Source organism: Brachyspira pulli, assembly GCF_036997785.1.
Classification (GTDB): Bacteria; Spirochaetota; Brachyspiria; order Brachyspirales; family Brachyspiraceae; genus Brachyspira; species Brachyspira pulli.
Map to the genome: position 1 here is coordinate 1 of NZ_JAWLQI010000066.1, position 18,956 is coordinate 18,956.

The following is an 18,956-nucleotide window of genomic DNA, read 5'->3' on the forward strand; positions in this document are numbered from 1 at the left end:
ATTAATATTATAAAACGAACTTTTATTAAATAAATTTTATGTTATTATATATAAACTTATTTTTCACTTATATAATACCTTGGAAATGTATATATGATCATATTGAATATATTTTATAATATTACTATTTTCCCAATAGAATTCATTATAGAAATATTATTTTTTCTATTTAATAATATATTGAATTGTTCATATAGTATGAGTATATTTTTATTGAGTTTATCTGTAAATTTATTATCATTGCCTCTTTACAATATAGCAGAAATATGGCAAAGCAAAGAACGTGATATTCAAAACAAAATGAAGCAGATGATAGATAATATAAAATCTGTATATAAAGGCGATCAGCGTTATTTGCTTATAAGAGCCTGCCAAAGAATTAACGGATATAAAATGATTTATGCTTTCAGAGGCGTTTTAGGTTTGCTTATACAAATACCTTTTTTCATTGCTGCTTATAATTTTATATATAGTTTGAATGATTTATCTCAAGGTTCTTTCTTTTTTATAAAAGATTTTTCAAAGCCTGATAATTTGATTAACGGCATTAATTTACTGCCTTTTACTATGACAATATTCAGCATTCTTGCAGGATTCGTTTACAGCAAAAAATTAAGTCTTAAAGAAAGTATGCCTCTTTATATTACTTCACTAATATTTTTGGTTTTACTTTATAATTCTCCTTCAGGATTATTATTTTATTGGAATTTGAATTGTTTATTTTCATTAATTAAAAATATAGTTATAGAATACAAAATATATAAATTATTTGATAAAAACAAATTATTATACAATGCAGCAGCGGTATTAATTTTTATAGTATTATTGTTTTTTTCAAATAAAAAAATAGATATTATTTTAACTTTATTCATAGCAGTAATAGCAACATTGAATTTTGATTATATAGATAAATTACTTATTCAAAATAATGTCTTTATAAAATATAGAAAAAAACTTCTTATAACATCATGTTTAATTATTACAATATTATCAGGATTATTTATACCAAGTTCATTGATAAATAGTTCTATATCCGATTTTAAAAATCATTTAATTTTGATTATTAATAATTTTTCTATAAGTATTGGAATATTTTTATTTTATCCAATTTTTTTATATGCATTATTTTCCAGTAAAGTAAAAAACTATTTAACTTTAATTTTTTCTTTCTTAGCAATATTATTCGTACTTGATACATTTGTTTTAAGCGGAAATTATTCAAATATTAATTCTGATTTTATATTTGATAATGTTAATTCAATTGTTCCTTCTTTTAAAGATATAATTATAAATATTGTAATTATATCTGTTTCATTGGTATTTATTTCTATAATGATAATAAAATATAAATGCAGTATTTTAATAAACATTTATTCTATAATATCTTTAGTATTAATTATATCTTCCATTTTCTATACTTATGGAATATTAAATTATAATGACAATAAAATTACTAAAAAGATTGCTGATAATGAAAAAATATTCAATCTTTCAAAGAAAGGAAATAATATATTTGTAATAATACTAGACAGAGCCGTATCAACATATTGGTTAGATGCATTTAATAGGTTTGATAATTATAAAGATATATTTGATGGTTTTGTACTTTATCCTAATACAGTTTCTTATAACTATAATACAATAACAATAGCTTCTCTTTATGGAGGTTATGATTATCTGCCTTATGAAATTAGTACAAATAAAAAATATAATCTTACCAATGTTCATAATAAAGCATTATTAATGCTTCCTTTTGCTTTAGAAAAATTCAATTATAAATCATACATATTTGAACCAGTTTATGCCAACATGTCTTTTGAAGGCGATTTAACTATATTCAATGATTTTACAAATATAAAAGCGTATAATAAAGACTATATTTATGATTATAGTATAAACAAATATACAAATGAAAATAATATTCATACGGATAATTTAGACAATGATAAATTAATTAGATTTTCATTTTTTAGAATGATTCCGGTATGGTTCAGACAAACATTATACAGCGGAAGCAGATGGTTTATAAATAAAAACAATACTATGAATACAAGCATAGAAAATTATGCTATATTAGATTCTATAAAAGATTTGATTAATATAGAAGAAAAAGGCAACAATTATAATATACTTCATAATAATACAACGCATGAACCTCATTATTTTTTGCCTAGTTTAATACCTACAGTTAATTCAAATTATATAGATACAAATGATTTAAAAATATATAAAGATACTAACAGCGTTAAACATTTTTATGCTAATGCCGCTTCTATGAAATCAGTTGCTAAAATAATAGATTTTTTAAAACAAAATGATATTTATAATAACACTAAAATAATAATAATTTCAGATCATGGTTATAGAGTAAATTCTAAATATTTTGATAAACCTAATATGAAATTCATTGCCTTATATAATGCTTTACTGATGTATAAAGATTTTAATTCAAAAGGAAGATTAACTATAAATACTAACTTTATGACGGTAGCAGACATGCCATATTTAGCAACTAAGCATATAAAAGGAATAAAAAACAGATTCAATAATAAAATAATAACTAACGATTATAAAACTAATGGTGCTAATATAATAAGAATCAGAAGCTGGAAGCCTGAGAAACAAAATTCAAATACTTATGATTTTAATACTTATTATCATGTAAAAAATAATATATTAAATACCAATAATTGGAAACTATATAAATGGAATTATGAAAACAATTATAGTAAAGAAATAGATTTATCACTAGGCTTTAATGAAAAAATATAATGAAAGAAGAAACATAAATAAAAATGAATAAAGTATTAATATATACTGAAACAATTTCATTTTGCCGACTACTGCACATTATATAATATTATCAACTTTTTTGCCGCACAAAAAAGTTGCAAAAAACGCAATTACTAGAACTTGATATTAAAAATATATGTATGAAATGTAGGGTATAACCTAGATTTAGACTAAAAATGCAGTTTTTTTTGGTTCTTTTATACCAATAAAAGAACTAGGGTCTGGGGCAAAGCCCCAGATATAAAAACAAAAATATAAATTTATTTTTGACAAAATATAATTGTTTGGGTATATACTAAAAATTTTTAACTTTGTCATTTTTTTATTCAACTTTTTCCCGCCGCAAAAAGTTGCAAAAAGTGCAAGGTATAAAATTAGTACTAAATCATACTAAAATTGTTTTACATGTAATATAAATTATCAATTTAAGCTAAAATATAGCCCTTCGCGAAGCGTATCCGAGTTTATCGAGAATATAGCTTCTTTGTGGCAATACCACAGGCTCTCCTTTCAGTCACAAAAGAAGTGGGGTGCGTGGCAAAGCCCTGCAGATATTTAAAATTTAAAAAAATTATTTTTGACAAAGTATAGTTGTTTAAGTATATACTAAAAATTTTTAAGTTTGTCAACCGATGCACTTTATATAGAATTATCAACTTTTTTGTCGCACAAAAAAGTAGCAAAAAACGCAACTGCTAGAGCTTTATATTAAAAACATGCCTATTAAATATATGATATACATTAAAAATGCAGTCTTTTTGGTTCTTTGTGACAACAAAAGAACTGGGGGTGTGGGGGCAAAGCCACCACAAACAATAAAATTGAAAAAACTAAAATTGACAAAATATAGTTGTTTTAGGTATAAAAATAGGCTGAAATAAAGTATCACAGCCTATTTTCAAAAGATAAATTAATTATTCAAGAATTTTTTTATATATTTAGTTTGTTCTGCATTCTTTATCAAAAATGCATCATGTCCGTAATTGGATTCTATTTCACAAAATTCAGTATTAATATTAGAATGCTGATATGCACCTACTATCTCAACAGATTGAGTACTTGGATATAGCCAATCAGATATAAAAGATATTACCAATACATTATTAAGAGAAATATTTTTCTTATTTTTTATTTTTTTAATATCATCTTTAACATCAAAAAAATCCATAGCTTTAGTAAGATATAAAAAACTATTAGCATCGAATCTTGCAGTGAATTTTTCTCCATTATAATGAAGATAATTTTCTACTTCAAAAGAAGGAGTAAAATATTTTAATGATTCTTTTCTCTTTCTTCCGAATTTTTTTCTCATGTATTCTTCACTCATATAAGTAATATGTCCAAGCATTCTAGCCAAAGCAAGACCTCTGTCCGGAGATGACATGCCGTAATATTTTCCGCCGTACCATTCATTATCTTCAGTTATAGCCTGTCTTGCTATTTCATTGAATGCTATTTGCATAGGTGAGTGGCACATAGAGCTTGCTATTATTATAGCTTTTTCCATCATAGAAGGATAAGTGGCAGTCCATTGTAAAGCCTGCATTCCTCCCATAGAACCTCCTACAACACAATATAATTTTTTTATTCCCAAATAATCAACTAATATTTTTTGTACTTTTACTATATCTTTAATAGTGAAAGTAGGAAAATCTGTACCATAATATAAATTGCTGTTAGGCTTCTTTGATGAAGGTCCTGTAGTTCCGGAGCAGCCTCCTAAAACATTAGAACATATTACAAAATATTTATTAGTATCTATTGCTTTATTCTTCCCTACAAAATTACTCCACCAAGTAAGCACATCAGCATCGCCTGTGAAAGCATGACATATTAAAATGGCATTATCCTTATGAACATTCAAATTACCAGCAGTTGTATATGCTATGGTCAATTCATCTATTGAAGCACCATTTTCAAATTTGAATGATTTATCATAAGTATAAAATTGAGTTTCGCTTTTTTCCTGTTCTTCGATTTGTTCTTCTTCTTTTTTATTATTTTTAATCTTCTTCATAAATACTTCCTTAAATAAAATATTTATTTTTTTATTATAATTATTTATTCATTATTTATTTGCTATAGTCAATGCCTCATCTAAATAGTAAAGTATATCATCAATATGTTCTATTCCTATAGAAAGTCTTATAAAGTTTTTACTTATTCCTCCTTTTATCAATTCTTCCTCTGATAATTGAGAATGAGTTGTAGAAGCAGGGTGAGCAACTAAACTTTTTACATCGCCTACATTAACTAAGTGTGAGAATAATTTTATATTATCTATAAATTTTACAGCAGCATCATATCCGCCTTTTATGCCGAATACAACCATTCCGCCGAATTTATCTTTTAAATATTTGCTTGCAATATTGTATGAAGGGTCATTTTTAAGTCCCGGATATCTTACCCATTCAACTCTATCATCTTTTTCTAAGAACTCAGCAACTTTTAAAGCATTAGATGAATGTCTGTCCATTCTTACTGCTAATGATTCAGTTCCTTGAATAAATATCCAAGAATTGTCTGCAGATAAACAAGCTCCTAAATTTCTAAGAGGTACAGTTCTTACTCTTAAAGTAAATGCTATATTTTTAAGTTCATCAGGTAAATCATAAGCCCAGCGAAGACCATGATAATTTGCATCAGGTTTTGAAAATAGAGGAAATTTATCGCTTTGCCAATTAAAATTACCAGAATCTGTTATTATTCCGCCTATAGCATTTCCATGTCCGCCTATCCATTTAGTAAGTGAATTTATAACTATATCAGCACCATGTTTAATAGTTTGAAGAAGATATGGAGTTGTGAAAGTACCGTCTATTACCAATGGTATTCCAGCATCATGTGCTATTTTTGCCACTGCTTCAATATCTGTAAAATCCAATGAAGGATTTGAAATTGTTTCAATGAATATTAATTTAGTTTTATCTGTAATTGCTTTTGCAAAATTATTAGGGTCTTTAGCATCTACAAATTTCGTATTGATTCCAAATTTAGGAAGTATTGCTCCAAATTGAGAATAAGTTCCTCCATAAACATTGAATGCAGAAACTATTTCATCTCCTGCCTCACATATAGTAATTATAGTATAGAATATAGCATTAGTTCCTGAAGAAACTGCAACAGATGCCTTTCCTCCTTCCATAGCAGTTATTCTCTTTTCTAATACTTCAGTTGTAGGATCTCCCATTCTTGAATAAATATATCCCATTTCTTTTAAATCGAATAAATCTGCTGCATGTTTTGAATTTTTAAATAGATATGAAGTAGTTCTGTATATTGGAACTCCTCTGCTTCCGAATGTATCTTCAAAATCCTGACCTGCATGTGCTGCTAATGTTTCAAATTTCAATTCTCTTGACATAATTGCATTCTCCTTTTTATTGTTAAGATTTAAAAAATAAAAAAGCCGCCAAAAAACTTTGACGGCTTTAAAGTACAAAATAAAAAAACAAATTATTATTTACAGCCATCATTATTTAACATACGCATTTGCATGAGACAAAGCATTATATTGTTCATAACGATGATTGATTTCATTCTTTATAATTTCCTAAAATATATTTTCAAGTATTATATATTATATAAAATTATTTTCAATAGTAATTTTATGTTTTTATAAACTTTATTTTGAAGTAGATTTTATATTTAATACAGGCTTTAATCTATCTATAACTTTTACAGTAGGTTCTATTAATTCTTCTATTTTATTTGGATTTTTATAAGCCATAGGAGATTCATCTAAAGTATTTTTGCATATACTGCTAGAATAAATTCCTTTCATAGAATCTTCAAACTCTTTCATATCTAATTGATTTTTTGCCTGTACCCTTGATAAAACCCTTCCAGCTCCATGAGGTGCAGAAAAGTTCCAATCTTCATTGCTTTTACCTTCGCATACTAATATACCATCACGCATATTAAAAGGTATTATCATTTTTTCATTCTCATAACTTCTTATAGCACCTTTTCTTATAATGAAATCCTCAAAATCAATAAAATTATGTACTGATGAAAAATTATCTTCTATTTCTATATTTAATGAATCTTTTATAATTTTTAAAATAGTTTCTCTGTTTATTTTTGCATAATACTGTGCTATTACCATATCAATTAAATAATCAAACATTTCTTTATCTTGTAAATAATAGTTTTCATTATTTTTAGCTATTTTGGCATGATATCTGCAAACCTGATTACCAAAATTCCTAGAACCTGAATGTATAGTAATATAATAATCATTATTTGAGGATTTACCTATTTCTATAAAATGATTTCCTCCGCCGAGTGTTCCTATAGAGTTATGAAATTTTTCTAAATCAATTTCTATTCTTTGACATAATTTTTCTATATATTCATTATCTATTTCAAAAACTTCAAATTTGGTATTAAACTTTTTATTATAATTAATTATAAAATTTCTTATAAGTTCATTAAGTTCTTTAAAATTAAAAAGAGTATTAAAACTTTTTTTATGAATACTTTGTCCCATTGGAATATTTTGTTTTATAGTTTTATCGATTTTTTCTAATGGTATATCTTTTATTTCATCACTTAATTTTGAAGTAAGCATTCCGCAGCCTATATCAACACCTATATGAAAAGGGTTTACTCTGTCAGTTAATGGCATTGTAAAGCCTACAACTACTCCTTTGCCTAAATGGGTATCAGGCATTATTCTTATCTTTACATCTTCACTGGCTTTTTCATTTAATATTTTATACAATATGGAATAAGATTCCTCATCAATATTATCAGTGAAAATTTTGCAGTCTTTATTATATTTTCCTTTGAGCTCTATCATAAAATATAATACCTCCTTTTATTCATTTAATTATATTTAATTATATTTGATTATATTTAATTATATTTAATTATATTATAACATTTATTATAAATTATTAAAACGTCAGAATTTGTCAAAAAATTAAATAATATATTTTTATTTATACATTATCTAATAAATAAAAACAAATAATAAGTTGACAAAATATTAATATACAGTATTATTATAAATACAATATTTTGATACAGAGTAAAAAATAAAAAGAGATAAAATAAATGCTTAAATATAGAGAAATCAACTGCAAATCAGCTTTAAATAAAATAGATAATGAATACGGATTCTGCTATGATTTAAATATATATAGAGGTTGTTTGCATAGATGTTATTATTGTTTTGCTGTATATTCTCATAAATATATTAATTCAAGAGATTTTTTCGGAGAGATATTCGTAAAGAAAAATATTGCTGAAGTATTAGAAAAAGAACTTTCTTCAAGGAATTGGAATAGAGATATGATAAATCTTGGAAGCGTTACTGACAATTATCAGGAAGCTGAAAAAGATTATAAACTTATGAGAGATGTTTTAAAACTTCTTATAAGATATAAAACACCGATGTGCATATCCACAAAAAGCGATTTAATATTAAGAGATTTTGATTTGATAGATGAGCTTTCAAGCATAGTGCCAGTAAGAATAGCTTCTACTATAACAACATTAGATGAAAAATTATCTTCATTAATAGAACCAAATGTAATAAGCCCTCAAAAGAGATTTGATATGCTTAGAGAGTTTAAAAAGACAAAAGCAATAGTTGCAGTTCATACAATGCCGGTTATGCCATTTATTACAGAAGATAGTGTTGAAGATATTTTTAAAACTGCCAAATCGTATGGTATAGATTATTGTGCTGCTGATGCATTGAAATTAAGAGGAGAATGCAGAAAAATATATCTAAATTTCGTTAGAAAGAATTTTTCACAGCATTACAAGAAGTATCTATATATTTATGGTTCTGATGGCATTCTTAAAGATGAATACAGAGAAAAATTGTATAATAAAATAAAATTATTAGAAGAAAAATATAATATAACCTACAAAACCAAAGAAGAACTCAATACAGAAAATACGGTTTATAATAGATATAATAATAAATCTTTAGAAGAAGAACCAAGCTTATTTTAATTTTTATTTATATTTACCTGCCTACTAATTTTATTGCTTTTATTTTTAAATAATTTATTTAAAAATAAAAAATTAATATAGTTTTATATTGACATAACTAAAATTGTATATATAATTTTTTACACAATTAGAGTATTAAAGAGAAAATTATGCAGCATCAAGCATCAAGCATCAAGCATCAAGCATCAAGCATCAAGCATCAAGCATCATATAACAATACTATTTTCTTATTCTTTACATTCTTTTTTATACAAAAAAAATAATTATGATAACAAAGTCATATCTTTTGACTTTTATAAAAATATATTTAGGAGTAAAACTATGAAAAAGTTTATTAACAAAATTTTTATAGCAGCATTGATAACTTTATTTGCTGTAAGCTGCGGAAACAGCCCTACAAATCCATCAAATGGCGGCGGCGGAGGAGCAAATCCCACACCAAATGAATTTGTAGATAAATTAAAATCTATAGGTATGGTAAAAGCAGGTGAGCAGGAATGGGACTTTAGAATTCTTAGTCAATCAGGAAATGTTTTGACAATAAAGCCTATGAATAATGCTAAAGCTGGATATTTAAAAGGACTTGATAGATATCTAAGCAGAAAAATTGATGAAATTACAGATGGTTTTAAATATAGAATAGAGTTTAGAACTTCTGATAGTACTGCTTCAGATGGTTCTAATCCTAATTCTAAAGCAAATAGTAATCCTTTAGAAGCAAAAATAATTTTTTATGATAAACAAACTGGCAACCCTACTACAGATGCAGATTTCAAAGATGGATTTATACTAAAAATAGAAGCTAATGCCAATTGGGCTATTACACCTGAGGTAACAGCAGAAGATTATAAAAAATCTATCAATCAATTAGGCACTATAAATGTAAATGGTAAAGGCGGAAATACTTTTGCTATGGATTTTGCTGGTTTAAATGTAACTAAAGAGCAGTATCAATATACCGCTGAATTGACTATAGATGCTAACGGAAAAACTGATACTATTGATTTACTTAACTTTGTAGATGCTATAAATGGGCAAATATCAAAATCAAAAACAGAGTATATAGAAATATCTGATGTATCTATTAGTACTGAAAATAGTTTCTCAATATATTTTAATCAAGTATCTGCTAATAAAGTAATAAATGGGGGCGTTACTCTTAAAGTAAAATTCAATGGAAATTTAAGTTTTGCTAAAAGAGATTTGAATGTAACTATTACAAGCACACCAGAAATAGTTACAGATAACAGCGGACAATATAAAGATGTTCAGTTTAATGTATCTACAGATGCAGAGAATATATCTTTTCAATCTACATCAATAGTTGAAAAAACTTCAACAGGAATAACAATTAATAATCTTTATGCTTCTTATAGCAAAGAAGATGGAACTGCATCTATAACTTTACAAGGTTATGATATATTAAATGCCCATAAAACTTTAAAATCTGGAGAGACTGCTGAATTTGAAATAACTTTCACAGCAAAATCTGATGGATACAATGATAAAACAGGTGTAAAAATGACTCTTAAAATTAAAAAAGGAAATGACTTACCTGTTATAACATTAGATGAGTTTAATACTTGGCTTAATACTATTGAAGTAAGCGGATTTACTAAACAAGTAGGTTCTGCGGCTATTACTCTAACAGCATCGTCAGGTACTACTCCCGATACAGCTTTAAATAGTATCAGAGAGGCTTTGAAAAAACTTTCTAAAGATAAAATAATTATTGATGATTATAGTATAGATTATTTAAGCTGGAGTACATACCCTACAGGAAATAAAGATGGTATTATAAATGTATATAGTGTAGAAGCAGCAGAAGGATATGCATTTAGTGATGATTTAAATAATAACGGTTATGCTACTTTTACAATAACAGTGAAAGCTAAATCAAGCTGGCCTTTGAATATATCTATAGATGGTGCAGGTTCAAGTGCTTCAAATCCTTTAACTATTAATTTGGGAAACGGAAGTGCTAATGTACAAGCTCCTTATACAATAAAATATCCTGAAAATGCACAACAGGCATATAGTATAAATGTATCAGACTTAAAACAAGCTGATTCAATAGCTGATAATTGGAATTTAGCAAATAATCAATTCTTTGATCCATATACTATGTCATCAGTATTGGAAATACAGAGTTATAGAATTATGAATATAGTAAATAATCAAGATATACAAAAAGGTTCATCTCAAGTTTATAAAGTTACTTTAACTGTAAGTTATATTATGAATAGTTCAGTTGAAGAAGATATTGATTTGTATGTGAAATTGGTTAAAGATTATAGTATTTGATTATGATGCTATATATTATAGAAGGTTTATCAGTAAAACAATGATATAAACTTAGCTTGATTAATTTCAATCATACTTCATAAATGGCTGTCTGCTTTTCAGCGGGCAGCCTATTTTTATGAAAAATATATTTTTAAATTTGCTAATATATTCATTATTATCTATTTTGTTGATAAATTTACTATATTTACACCCAACTTTATATTGGAATTGATTACAATATGGAAATTAATATCAAAAAATATATACAATTAGTAAAAAATTTATTATACTTAATATAAGGCTAGATGTTATATATGTGATATTAGTATACATAATATTAATTATAATATCAAAAAAATATCTTTACAATCTGGAGTTCTTTATATGAAGGATAAAATTTTTGGTGTGCTACAGAGAGTGGGTAGATCATTCATGCTTCCTATAGCAGTACTTCCTGTAGCAGGTTTGTTATTAGGTATTGGTAGTTCTTTTACTAATACTACAATGCTTGAAACATATAATTTAATGGGCATTTTGGGTCCTGGTACTATTGCTTATGATATATTATCAGTATTGAGTGAGGCTGGTAATATTATATTTGGTAATTTGCCTATTATATTTGCTATGAGTGTTGCCATAGGTATGGCTAAGAAAGAAAAAGAAGTTGCTGCTTTATCTGGAGCTATAGCATTTTTCGTAATGCATGCATCTATAGGTAAAATGATAACAGTTATGGGCGGAGCTGATAAATTATTAGCTGGTTCTACTGCAAATGTTGTAGGTATATTATCACTTCAAATGGGTGTATTCGGCGGTATTATAGTAGGACTTGGTGTAGCTGCTTTGCATAACAGATATTATACTATAGAGCTTCCTCAAGTATTATCATTCTTCGGCGGTACAAGATTTATACCTATAATATCTTCAATAGTATTCTTAATTGTTGGTATATTAATGTATTATGTATGGCCTCCTATACAGCTTCTTATGAATAAATTAGGTGACTTAATAGCTGGTTCTGGTTATGTTGGTACTTTATTCTATGGTATTATAGAAAGAGCATTAATACCATTCGGTTTGCACCATGTATTCTATACTCCATTATGGCAAACTTCTCTTGGCGGTACTATGATGATAGACGGAACATTAGTAGAAGGTGCTCAGAATATATTCTTTGCTCAATTAGGTTCTCCTAATACAACATCATTCAGTGTTGAAGCTACAAGATTTATGACTGGTAAATTCCCATTCATGATATTCGGTCTTCCAGGTGCTGCTTTAGCTATGTACAAAACTTCAAGAAAAGAGAAAAAACAAGTGGTAGGTGCTTTGCTTTTCTCAGCAGCATTAACTGCAATGATTACAGGTATTACTGAGCCTATAGAGTTTACATTTATATTCGTTGCTCCAATATTCTATGCTATTCACTGTGTACTTGCTGGTGTATCTTTCATGCTTATGCATATATTCCATGTTACAGTAGGTATGACATTCTCAGGCGGTTTAATAGACTTGTTATTATTCGGCGTATTACAAGGAAATGCTAAAACTAATTGGATATGGATAGTAATAGTTGGTATACCTTACTTCTTCATTTACTATTTCTTATTCTCAACTTTGATCAAGAAATTTGACTGGAAAACTCCTGGAAGAGAACCAGACAGTGAAGAACCAAAATTATATAGAAGAGCCGATGTTGTTGCAGCAAAAGCTGCTGCAAGCGGAGAAAATGTTGATGCTAATCCTTTATTTAAATATGAAGAAGCTCCATTAATAACTTCAGGACTTGGCGGAAAGAAAAACATAAGCGATGTAGACTGCTGTGCTACAAGACTTCGTGTTACAGTATTCGATCCATCTAAAGTTGTTGATGCTACATTAAAAGCTAGCGGTGCTGCTGGTATAATTAAAAAAGGTAATGGTATACAGGTTATATACGGCCCTAAAGTTACTGTTATAAAATCAAGATTAGAAGATTATTTACATGATCCTATAAGCGATAATGAACCAGAGGCTGCATCTGCTGAACCAGTAAAAACAGAAGAAAAAAAAGAGGAAGTAAAAAAATCAGATTCTCTTTCTTTAGTAGATAAAGTATATGCTCCTATAAAAGGAAATATAGTAAAATTAGAAAGTGTTGAAGATGAGGCTTTCTCAAGCGGTGCTATGGGTAAAGGTATAGCTATTGATCCTAGTGAAGGTAAAGTTTATGCTCCTTATGATGGTATAATAGAAACTGCTTTCCCAACAAAACATGCTATAGGATTAACTTCTGATAAAGGTGTTGAATTACTTATACATGTTGGTATGGATACAGTAAAATTAAACGGCGAACATTTTACTTCACATATAGAAGAAGGACAAAAAGTTAAAAAAGGTGATTTATTATTAGAATTTGATGTTGATGCTATTAAGAAAGCTGGATATCCTGTTGTTACTCCAGTAATAGTTACAAATTCTGATGATTATAAAGATGTTGCTTGTACTGATGCTTCTTATGTAAATGTTGGAGATAGTTTAATAGACGTTAAAAATTAATATATTGATATTTTTTAATTAATATATGGGAAGGGGACTTATTAATTTAAGCCCCCTTTTTTATGTAAAAATCAAATATTATTGTTTAATAGTAAAAAAAATTACTTGACAATAAAAAAATAAAAAATTATACTTTGCCAAAGTCTTATTTATTTGGAGATATTATTTATGGAAAACAAAAAAAAGAAATATATTTTAATGCTGAAATTTTTAGTTCCATTTGCAGTATTTATAATAGTGGTTGTTATAGGTTTGATGTTATACTTTATTCCTAGATATAAGAAAGAATTCTTATTAGAAATAGAATCTAATATGTATAAAAAAGAATCTTCTGTTTCTTCTTGGCTTAGTTACTTTTATTCAGAGATAGATGTTTTATCTTCATATTGTAAGTATGAAACAGATTATGGTCAAATGCTTGATTCTTTTAAGGAATTAGAGAAAACAAAAGATGAAATTGGTAATATACACTTCAGCGGTACAGTAGGATATAGATATGGAGGACTGTTAATTATAGTATACGGAGATAATATAGAAGGATTTGACCAAACTACAAGAGAATGGTATATAGAAGCTGTAAAAAATCCTTCATCACATTATTTGAGTATGCCGTATATAGATGCTGAGACTAAAAATTCTGTTATAACTATATCTAAATCTATTTTTCAAAATAATGAGCTTAAAGGAGTAGTCGGATTAGATATATCTTTTAATAAAATATCTAAGGCTTTAGTGTCTGATAAGAATAGTCAATTTTTTATAGCATTAGATGACGGAAGATTTATTACACATACAGATCAAAATTTATTGTTTAATGAGCAGAAAAATATTTATACTGAATTGAATGCTCCAACTCTTGGTGATAAAGTTTATGATGTTAAATTTTATAAAAAACAATGGACAGCTGTTTACCGTATACCTAATACTCCTTGGATTTTAGTAGGAAATGGAAGCACAGAGAATATTACAAAGAGAACAATTACATTATCTATTATAATGATAATAGTTGCTTTTGGTTTTTTAGGCATTCAATTTGTACTTGTTTTATTGAATGTTAATCCTTTATCTCAAAGTTTAGACAGAGCTATAGAAGTTATAAAAAATATGACAAATAATCATTTTGATGCTATTTTCGATGAAAAATTATTAAATAAATCAGATCAAACGGGTGTATTGGTTAATTCAATTAAAGATATGCAAAAGTCTTTAGGTGATTCCATACATTTCTTACAAGAGTCATTAAATTTTATTAATAAAGAAATAGATAGTGTTTCAGATGGAAGTCTTAATTTATCAGACAGAACAAATACTCAGGCCAGCTCTTTAGAAGAATTATCAAGTCTTATAGAATCATTATCAACATCTCTTGATGAAACAAATGTTCATTCTGAAGATGCTAAAAACATGAGTGCTAAAGTTGCTGATGCTACTAAGTCAGGTGTAGAATCTTCTTCTGAAATTATAAGCAGTATGAATGAGATATTAGAATCTAGTAAGAAAATATCCGAAATGACTAAACTTATTCAATCAATAGCATTTCAAACAAATATATTAGCTTTGAATGCGGCAGTTGAAGCAGCACGTGCTGGAGATCAAGGTAAAGGATTTGCCGTAGTAGCTTCAGAAATACGTTCTCTTGCTCAAAATGTTGATGAAACTGCTAAAAATATTACTGATACTATTAATGATGCTTTAGTTAAAGTGGATATAGGAAATAAAGCTGTAGAAAATTCTTCTAAAATACTTGCTGATATTGAAAACTTAGCTCAGGATATGCTTACTAAATTAACTTCTATATCAGAACGTGCTGTTATAGAAGCTGATAGTATTAATCAAATAAATATTTCAGTAAGACAGCTTAATTCTATAACAGGAGAAAATAGTACATTGGCTGAATCTAATGCTAGTTCTACTAAAGAAGTAAGAACTAAAATAGAAGATATGGTTGATCAGATTAACAATTTCAAATTTTAATTAAAACATAAAAAATTAGGGGGTTATTATATATAATATTATTAATAGCCCCTTTATTTTTCTACTATTTTTCTACACAAAATATATAATGAGGCATATCAATATTATAATAATGCTTTACTATACTGTCTATTATTTTCATTCCATTTCTTATTGCAACATTTTGAGATGATATATTATTATCTCTTATAATAGAGTAAACTCTATCAGCATTTAAAGTATTGAAGGCATAATTTTTACATGCAATAGCAGCTTCAGCAGCAAAACCATTATGCCAATAATTTTTATTAAATAAATACCCTATCTCAAGAAGTTCATTTGAATCATGTATCTTCTTATCAACATTTTGCATGGTGAGTCCGCATTGTCCTATAAACTCATTATTCTCTTTTAATATTACAGCCCATAAACCAAAACCATAATTTTCATATCTGTTTAATTGCCTTTCAAACCATTCCTGTACTTCCTCATCGGAAAAAGCATGTTCATAAGCATACATTGTTTCTTTATCTTGAAGTATGGCACTTAATCCTTTATAATCTTCTATAGAGTTTTTATCAAATTCTCTTAATATAAGTCTTTCAGTTTCTAATATCTTTTTCATAAACTATATAACCTTATATATTTGCTTTTATAAAAAGTATATAATCAAATATATTGTAAAAAAATATTATTTTACTGTAAATACAATTATACTAAAGTATTAGTTCAGTAAAATATATTTACATTTAATACACTATTTATACATAATGTTTTAAATGTAATTTTATTTCTATTAAAAATATAAAATTTAGTAAAATTTTAGTAAAAACAATGTAAAATATATTGACATTAAGTCATTTTCTGCTATACTTATAATTGTAAAGATAATTTACAGAGCCTAATTAATTAAATAAAAGGAGATTAAATATGACTAAAAAATTATTTGCTTTATTAATAACATTAACAGTAGTTTCAACTTCAAGTCTTTTTGCTGATTGGGTAGTACCAGCTTCTTCATTACCGCAAAAATCAAGAGCATTCATACAAAGAATTTATCCTGGTGTAAAAATATGGAAAGTTGAAAGAGATGATGGTAAATATGAAGTTAAATTATCAAATGGTGCTTCTATAGACTTTTTAGCTAATGGTAATTGGCACAGTATAGATGGTGAATATAATGGTGTTCCTTTCAGTGCTTTACCTCAAGCTATATCAGGCACTATAAAACGTGCTTATCCTCAGGCTAGAGTTATTGATGTTGAAAAAGAATGGGGAAATTACAAAGTAAAATTAAACAATATGATGGAATTATATATATCAGCTAATGGTCAGTTAATGGGACAAAACTGGGACGATTAATTAATAAATTATAATATATACGCTTCTTATAGGCATTATCATCATCTATGGTAATGCCTATTTTTTATAAATTTTATATACCACAATATATTTAAATTTAATTTCATAAAAACTTGAATTTTTTAAACTCTTCTTATATAATGAATAAATTATAATATAATTTTTGAATAAAATAAAAATATAATATAAAAATAGAAGGATAATGAATAATGTCATCTAGCAAGAAAATTGTACCAAAAAAGAAAAGTCCTGTAGTAAAAACACTACAATGGATAGGAGTATCTGCTGTTTCTATACTTTTAATTATTTATTTCTTAGTAGTAGATACTAGAGGAAGTCAAAAAACTCCTACAATAGGTTCTGTTAATGGAACTCCTATATATTATACAAGTACAAGCCCTTACGGAACTGCTTTCAGACAAATAGAATCATATTATCAAAGTCTTGGAATACAAATCAATAATGAAATGTATAAATATATAGAAGATTTAGCTTTCAGACGTGCTGTTTCTACTATACTTTTAAATGAAGTAGCTAGAAAAAATATAAATGTTAGCGATAACTTTATAGTTGAAGCTATGAAAAGCGAATTTATAGATACTAATGGTGTTTATAATGAAATGGCTTATGAATCATTCATTAAAAATACTACTCAAGCTGAAAAACTTAGAATAGAAAAAGATTTAAGAGAAAATATTTTATCTCAAACATTATCTTCTGAATTATTCAGCACTGTAAAAATAAATTCTCTTGATATGCAAAGAGAATATAAAAAGAATCTTACAAGAAAAGATATAGAAATGGTTTATATAGATGCTGCTGCAATAGTTCAGTCAAATGAAATAGCTCCTGCTGATTTAGAAAAATATTTTACTGATAATAAAACTAATTTTGTTCAAGCTGATGTTTCTTGGATAATGTTAGAAAGCGGCGGAGTTGCTGATAATTTATATAAAACTTTAAAAGATGATATCACTTTATTTGAGAAAAATGCTTTAGAAAAAGGTATCAATACAAATAATTATAAATTAGGATACATCACTAGAATGCAAATGCCTTCTGAAGATTTTGCTAATACAATATTTGGCGACAATAAAGGCGAAAAAATATTAAAGCCAATATATGCTAATGGCTATTATTATGTTGTATTAGTTAATGATATAAGAATGCCTGAAAAATATACTGATGTTGATCAGGATACATTAAAAAGAGAATATTTAAATGCGAATATAAACACTCTTTTAGAAGCTGAAAAAACAAAACAAGCAGAGGTATTAAAAGCTGCAGTTGCTAATATTAATAATTTACAAAGATTAAACGGCAATGGTAATATAAAATACTATAAACCAGCTAATCCATTCTCTTATAATCAAGGAAGATTAAATACTGCTGACGGAACTATAATACCTGATTCTTCTACAGAAAGTTTCTATAATCATGTATTTGCTATGCAAACTAATACTATCAGCGATGTTTTAAAATTTGATAATGGTGTTGCTGTTATAAAATTAATATCTGAAGAAAAACCAAATATGGCTACTTTAGCAACATTAGATGCAGCTACTAGAAATGCCGTAAAAAGAGAATTATCAGCTCAAAGAATAAACAATATACAAATAGAATGGGAAAATTCTCATATAGAAAAAGCTAGAGTAAGAAAACACGAAATAAGATAAAATTCATTTAATAATTATATAGATTAAAAAAAGAGGGGAATATTTAATTATCCTCTTTTTTTATTTTATATATTTTAATATATACCTAAACAATTATATTTTGTCAATTTTAGTTTTTATATTATTATTATTTTCGGGGACTAGCCCCCAAACCCCCACTTCTTTTGCGACTGAAATGAGTGCCTTTGGAGTGCCCCAAATAAGTGGGGTTCTGCACACTGTGTACTTCGTAAGGGCAAAGCCCTGCAGATATTTAAAATTAAAAAAAAATTATTTCTGACAAAATATAGTTGTTTAGGTATATACTGAAAATTTTTAAGTTTGTCAACCGATGCACTTTATATAGAATTATCAACTTTTTTGCCGCACAAAAAAGTA

Annotated in this window: 11 protein-coding genes; 7 read left to right on the top strand and 4 right to left on the bottom strand. The window is 26.9% G+C overall.

The window, feature by feature from the left end:
• The first annotated feature begins 93 nt into the window (after positions 1-93).
• Entirely contained in the window at positions 94-2,772 is a 2,679-nt protein-coding gene (locus R4K56_RS12370; protein WP_335773028.1) for a YidC/Oxa1 family membrane protein insertase, read from the top strand.
• A gap of 931 nt (positions 2,773-3,703) precedes the next feature.
• Here R4K56_RS12370 and metX read toward each other — a convergent pair.
• The 3 genes from metX to R4K56_RS12385 form a co-directional block, all read right to left on the bottom strand.
• Positions 3,704-4,810, bottom strand: coding sequence for a homoserine O-acetyltransferase MetX (gene metX / locus R4K56_RS12375; RefSeq protein ID WP_335773029.1), 1,107 nt, complete (start codon positions 4,808-4,810; stop codon positions 3,704-3,706).
• 51 nt (positions 4,811-4,861) lie between these two features.
• Complete coding sequence (locus R4K56_RS12380) at positions 4,862-6,157, bottom strand: O-acetylhomoserine aminocarboxypropyltransferase/cysteine synthase family protein (RefSeq protein WP_335773030.1); 1,296 nt, start codon at positions 6,155-6,157, stop codon at positions 4,862-4,864.
• A 261-nt stretch (positions 6,158-6,418) separates the two neighbouring features.
• Entirely contained in the window at positions 6,419-7,597 is a 1,179-nt protein-coding gene (locus R4K56_RS12385) for an RtcB family protein (RefSeq protein WP_335773031.1), read from the bottom strand.
• A gap of 257 nt (positions 7,598-7,854) precedes the next feature.
• Between R4K56_RS12385 and R4K56_RS12390 the strand changes: the two genes are divergently transcribed.
• The 4 genes from R4K56_RS12390 (at position 7,855) to R4K56_RS12405 (ending at position 15,561) form a co-directional block, all read left to right on the top strand.
• Complete coding sequence (locus tag R4K56_RS12390; protein WP_335773032.1) at positions 7,855-8,763, top strand: SPL family radical SAM protein; 909 nt, start codon at positions 7,855-7,857, stop codon at positions 8,761-8,763.
• A 321-nt stretch (positions 8,764-9,084) separates the two neighbouring features.
• On the top strand, positions 9,085-11,067 hold the full coding sequence (locus R4K56_RS12395; protein WP_335772869.1) for a hypothetical protein: 1,983 nt from the start codon (positions 9,085-9,087) through the stop codon (positions 11,065-11,067).
• A 366-nt stretch (positions 11,068-11,433) separates the two neighbouring features.
• Entirely contained in the window at positions 11,434-13,587 is a 2,154-nt protein-coding gene (locus R4K56_RS12400; protein WP_335772868.1) for a PTS sugar transporter subunit IIABC, read from the top strand.
• A gap of 168 nt (positions 13,588-13,755) precedes the next feature.
• A complete protein-coding gene (locus R4K56_RS12405; RefSeq protein ID WP_335772867.1) occupies positions 13,756-15,561 on the top strand; it encodes a methyl-accepting chemotaxis protein in 1,806 nt (601 codons plus the stop codon).
• A gap of 64 nt (positions 15,562-15,625) precedes the next feature.
• Here the strand turns inward: R4K56_RS12405 and R4K56_RS12410 are convergent, their stop codons facing one another.
• The gene (locus R4K56_RS12410; RefSeq protein WP_335772866.1) at positions 15,626-16,165 is read right to left on the bottom strand and encodes a GNAT family N-acetyltransferase; all 540 of its coding nucleotides are present in this window, start codon (positions 16,163-16,165) and stop codon (positions 15,626-15,628) included.
• Positions 16,166-16,470: 305 nt separating this feature from the next.
• On the opposite strand from R4K56_RS12410, the gene R4K56_RS12415 reads away from it, so the two are divergent.
• Positions 16,471-16,902 carry a PepSY-like domain-containing protein gene (locus R4K56_RS12415; RefSeq protein WP_297295362.1) on the top strand — a complete coding sequence of 144 codons (432 nt, stop codon included), beginning with the start codon at positions 16,471-16,473 and terminating at the stop codon, positions 16,900-16,902.
• 209 nt (positions 16,903-17,111) lie between these two features.
• The gene (locus R4K56_RS12420; RefSeq protein ID WP_335772865.1) at positions 17,112-18,578 is read left to right on the top strand and encodes a peptidylprolyl isomerase; all 1,467 of its coding nucleotides are present in this window, start codon (positions 17,112-17,114) and stop codon (positions 18,576-18,578) included.
• The last annotated feature ends 378 nt before the right edge of the window (positions 18,579-18,956 follow it).

Excerpts from the sequence above, each read along its gene's own strand:
- R4K56_RS12370 (WP_335773028.1), top strand. The coding sequence starts at position 94 with ATGATCATATTGAATATATTTTATAATATTACTATTTTCCCAATAGAA.
- metX (WP_335773029.1), bottom strand. The coding sequence starts at position 4,810 with ATGAAGAAGATTAAAAATAATAAAAAAGAAGAAGAACAAATCGAAGAA.
- R4K56_RS12380 (WP_335773030.1), bottom strand. The coding sequence starts at position 6,157 with ATGTCAAGAGAATTGAAATTTGAAACATTAGCAGCACATGCAGGTCAG.
- R4K56_RS12385 (WP_335773031.1), bottom strand. The coding sequence starts at position 7,597 with ATGATAGAGCTCAAAGGAAAATATAATAAAGACTGCAAAATTTTCACT.
- R4K56_RS12390 (WP_335773032.1), top strand. The coding sequence starts at position 7,855 with ATGCTTAAATATAGAGAAATCAACTGCAAATCAGCTTTAAATAAAATA.
- R4K56_RS12395 (WP_335772869.1), top strand. The coding sequence starts at position 9,085 with ATGAAAAAGTTTATTAACAAAATTTTTATAGCAGCATTGATAACTTTA.
- R4K56_RS12400 (WP_335772868.1), top strand. The coding sequence starts at position 11,434 with ATGAAGGATAAAATTTTTGGTGTGCTACAGAGAGTGGGTAGATCATTC.
- R4K56_RS12405 (WP_335772867.1), top strand. The coding sequence starts at position 13,756 with ATGGAAAACAAAAAAAAGAAATATATTTTAATGCTGAAATTTTTAGTT.
- R4K56_RS12410 (WP_335772866.1), bottom strand. The coding sequence starts at position 16,165 with ATGAAAAAGATATTAGAAACTGAAAGACTTATATTAAGAGAATTTGAT.
- R4K56_RS12415 (WP_297295362.1), top strand. The coding sequence starts at position 16,471 with ATGACTAAAAAATTATTTGCTTTATTAATAACATTAACAGTAGTTTCA.
- R4K56_RS12420 (WP_335772865.1), top strand. The coding sequence starts at position 17,112 with ATGTCATCTAGCAAGAAAATTGTACCAAAAAAGAAAAGTCCTGTAGTA.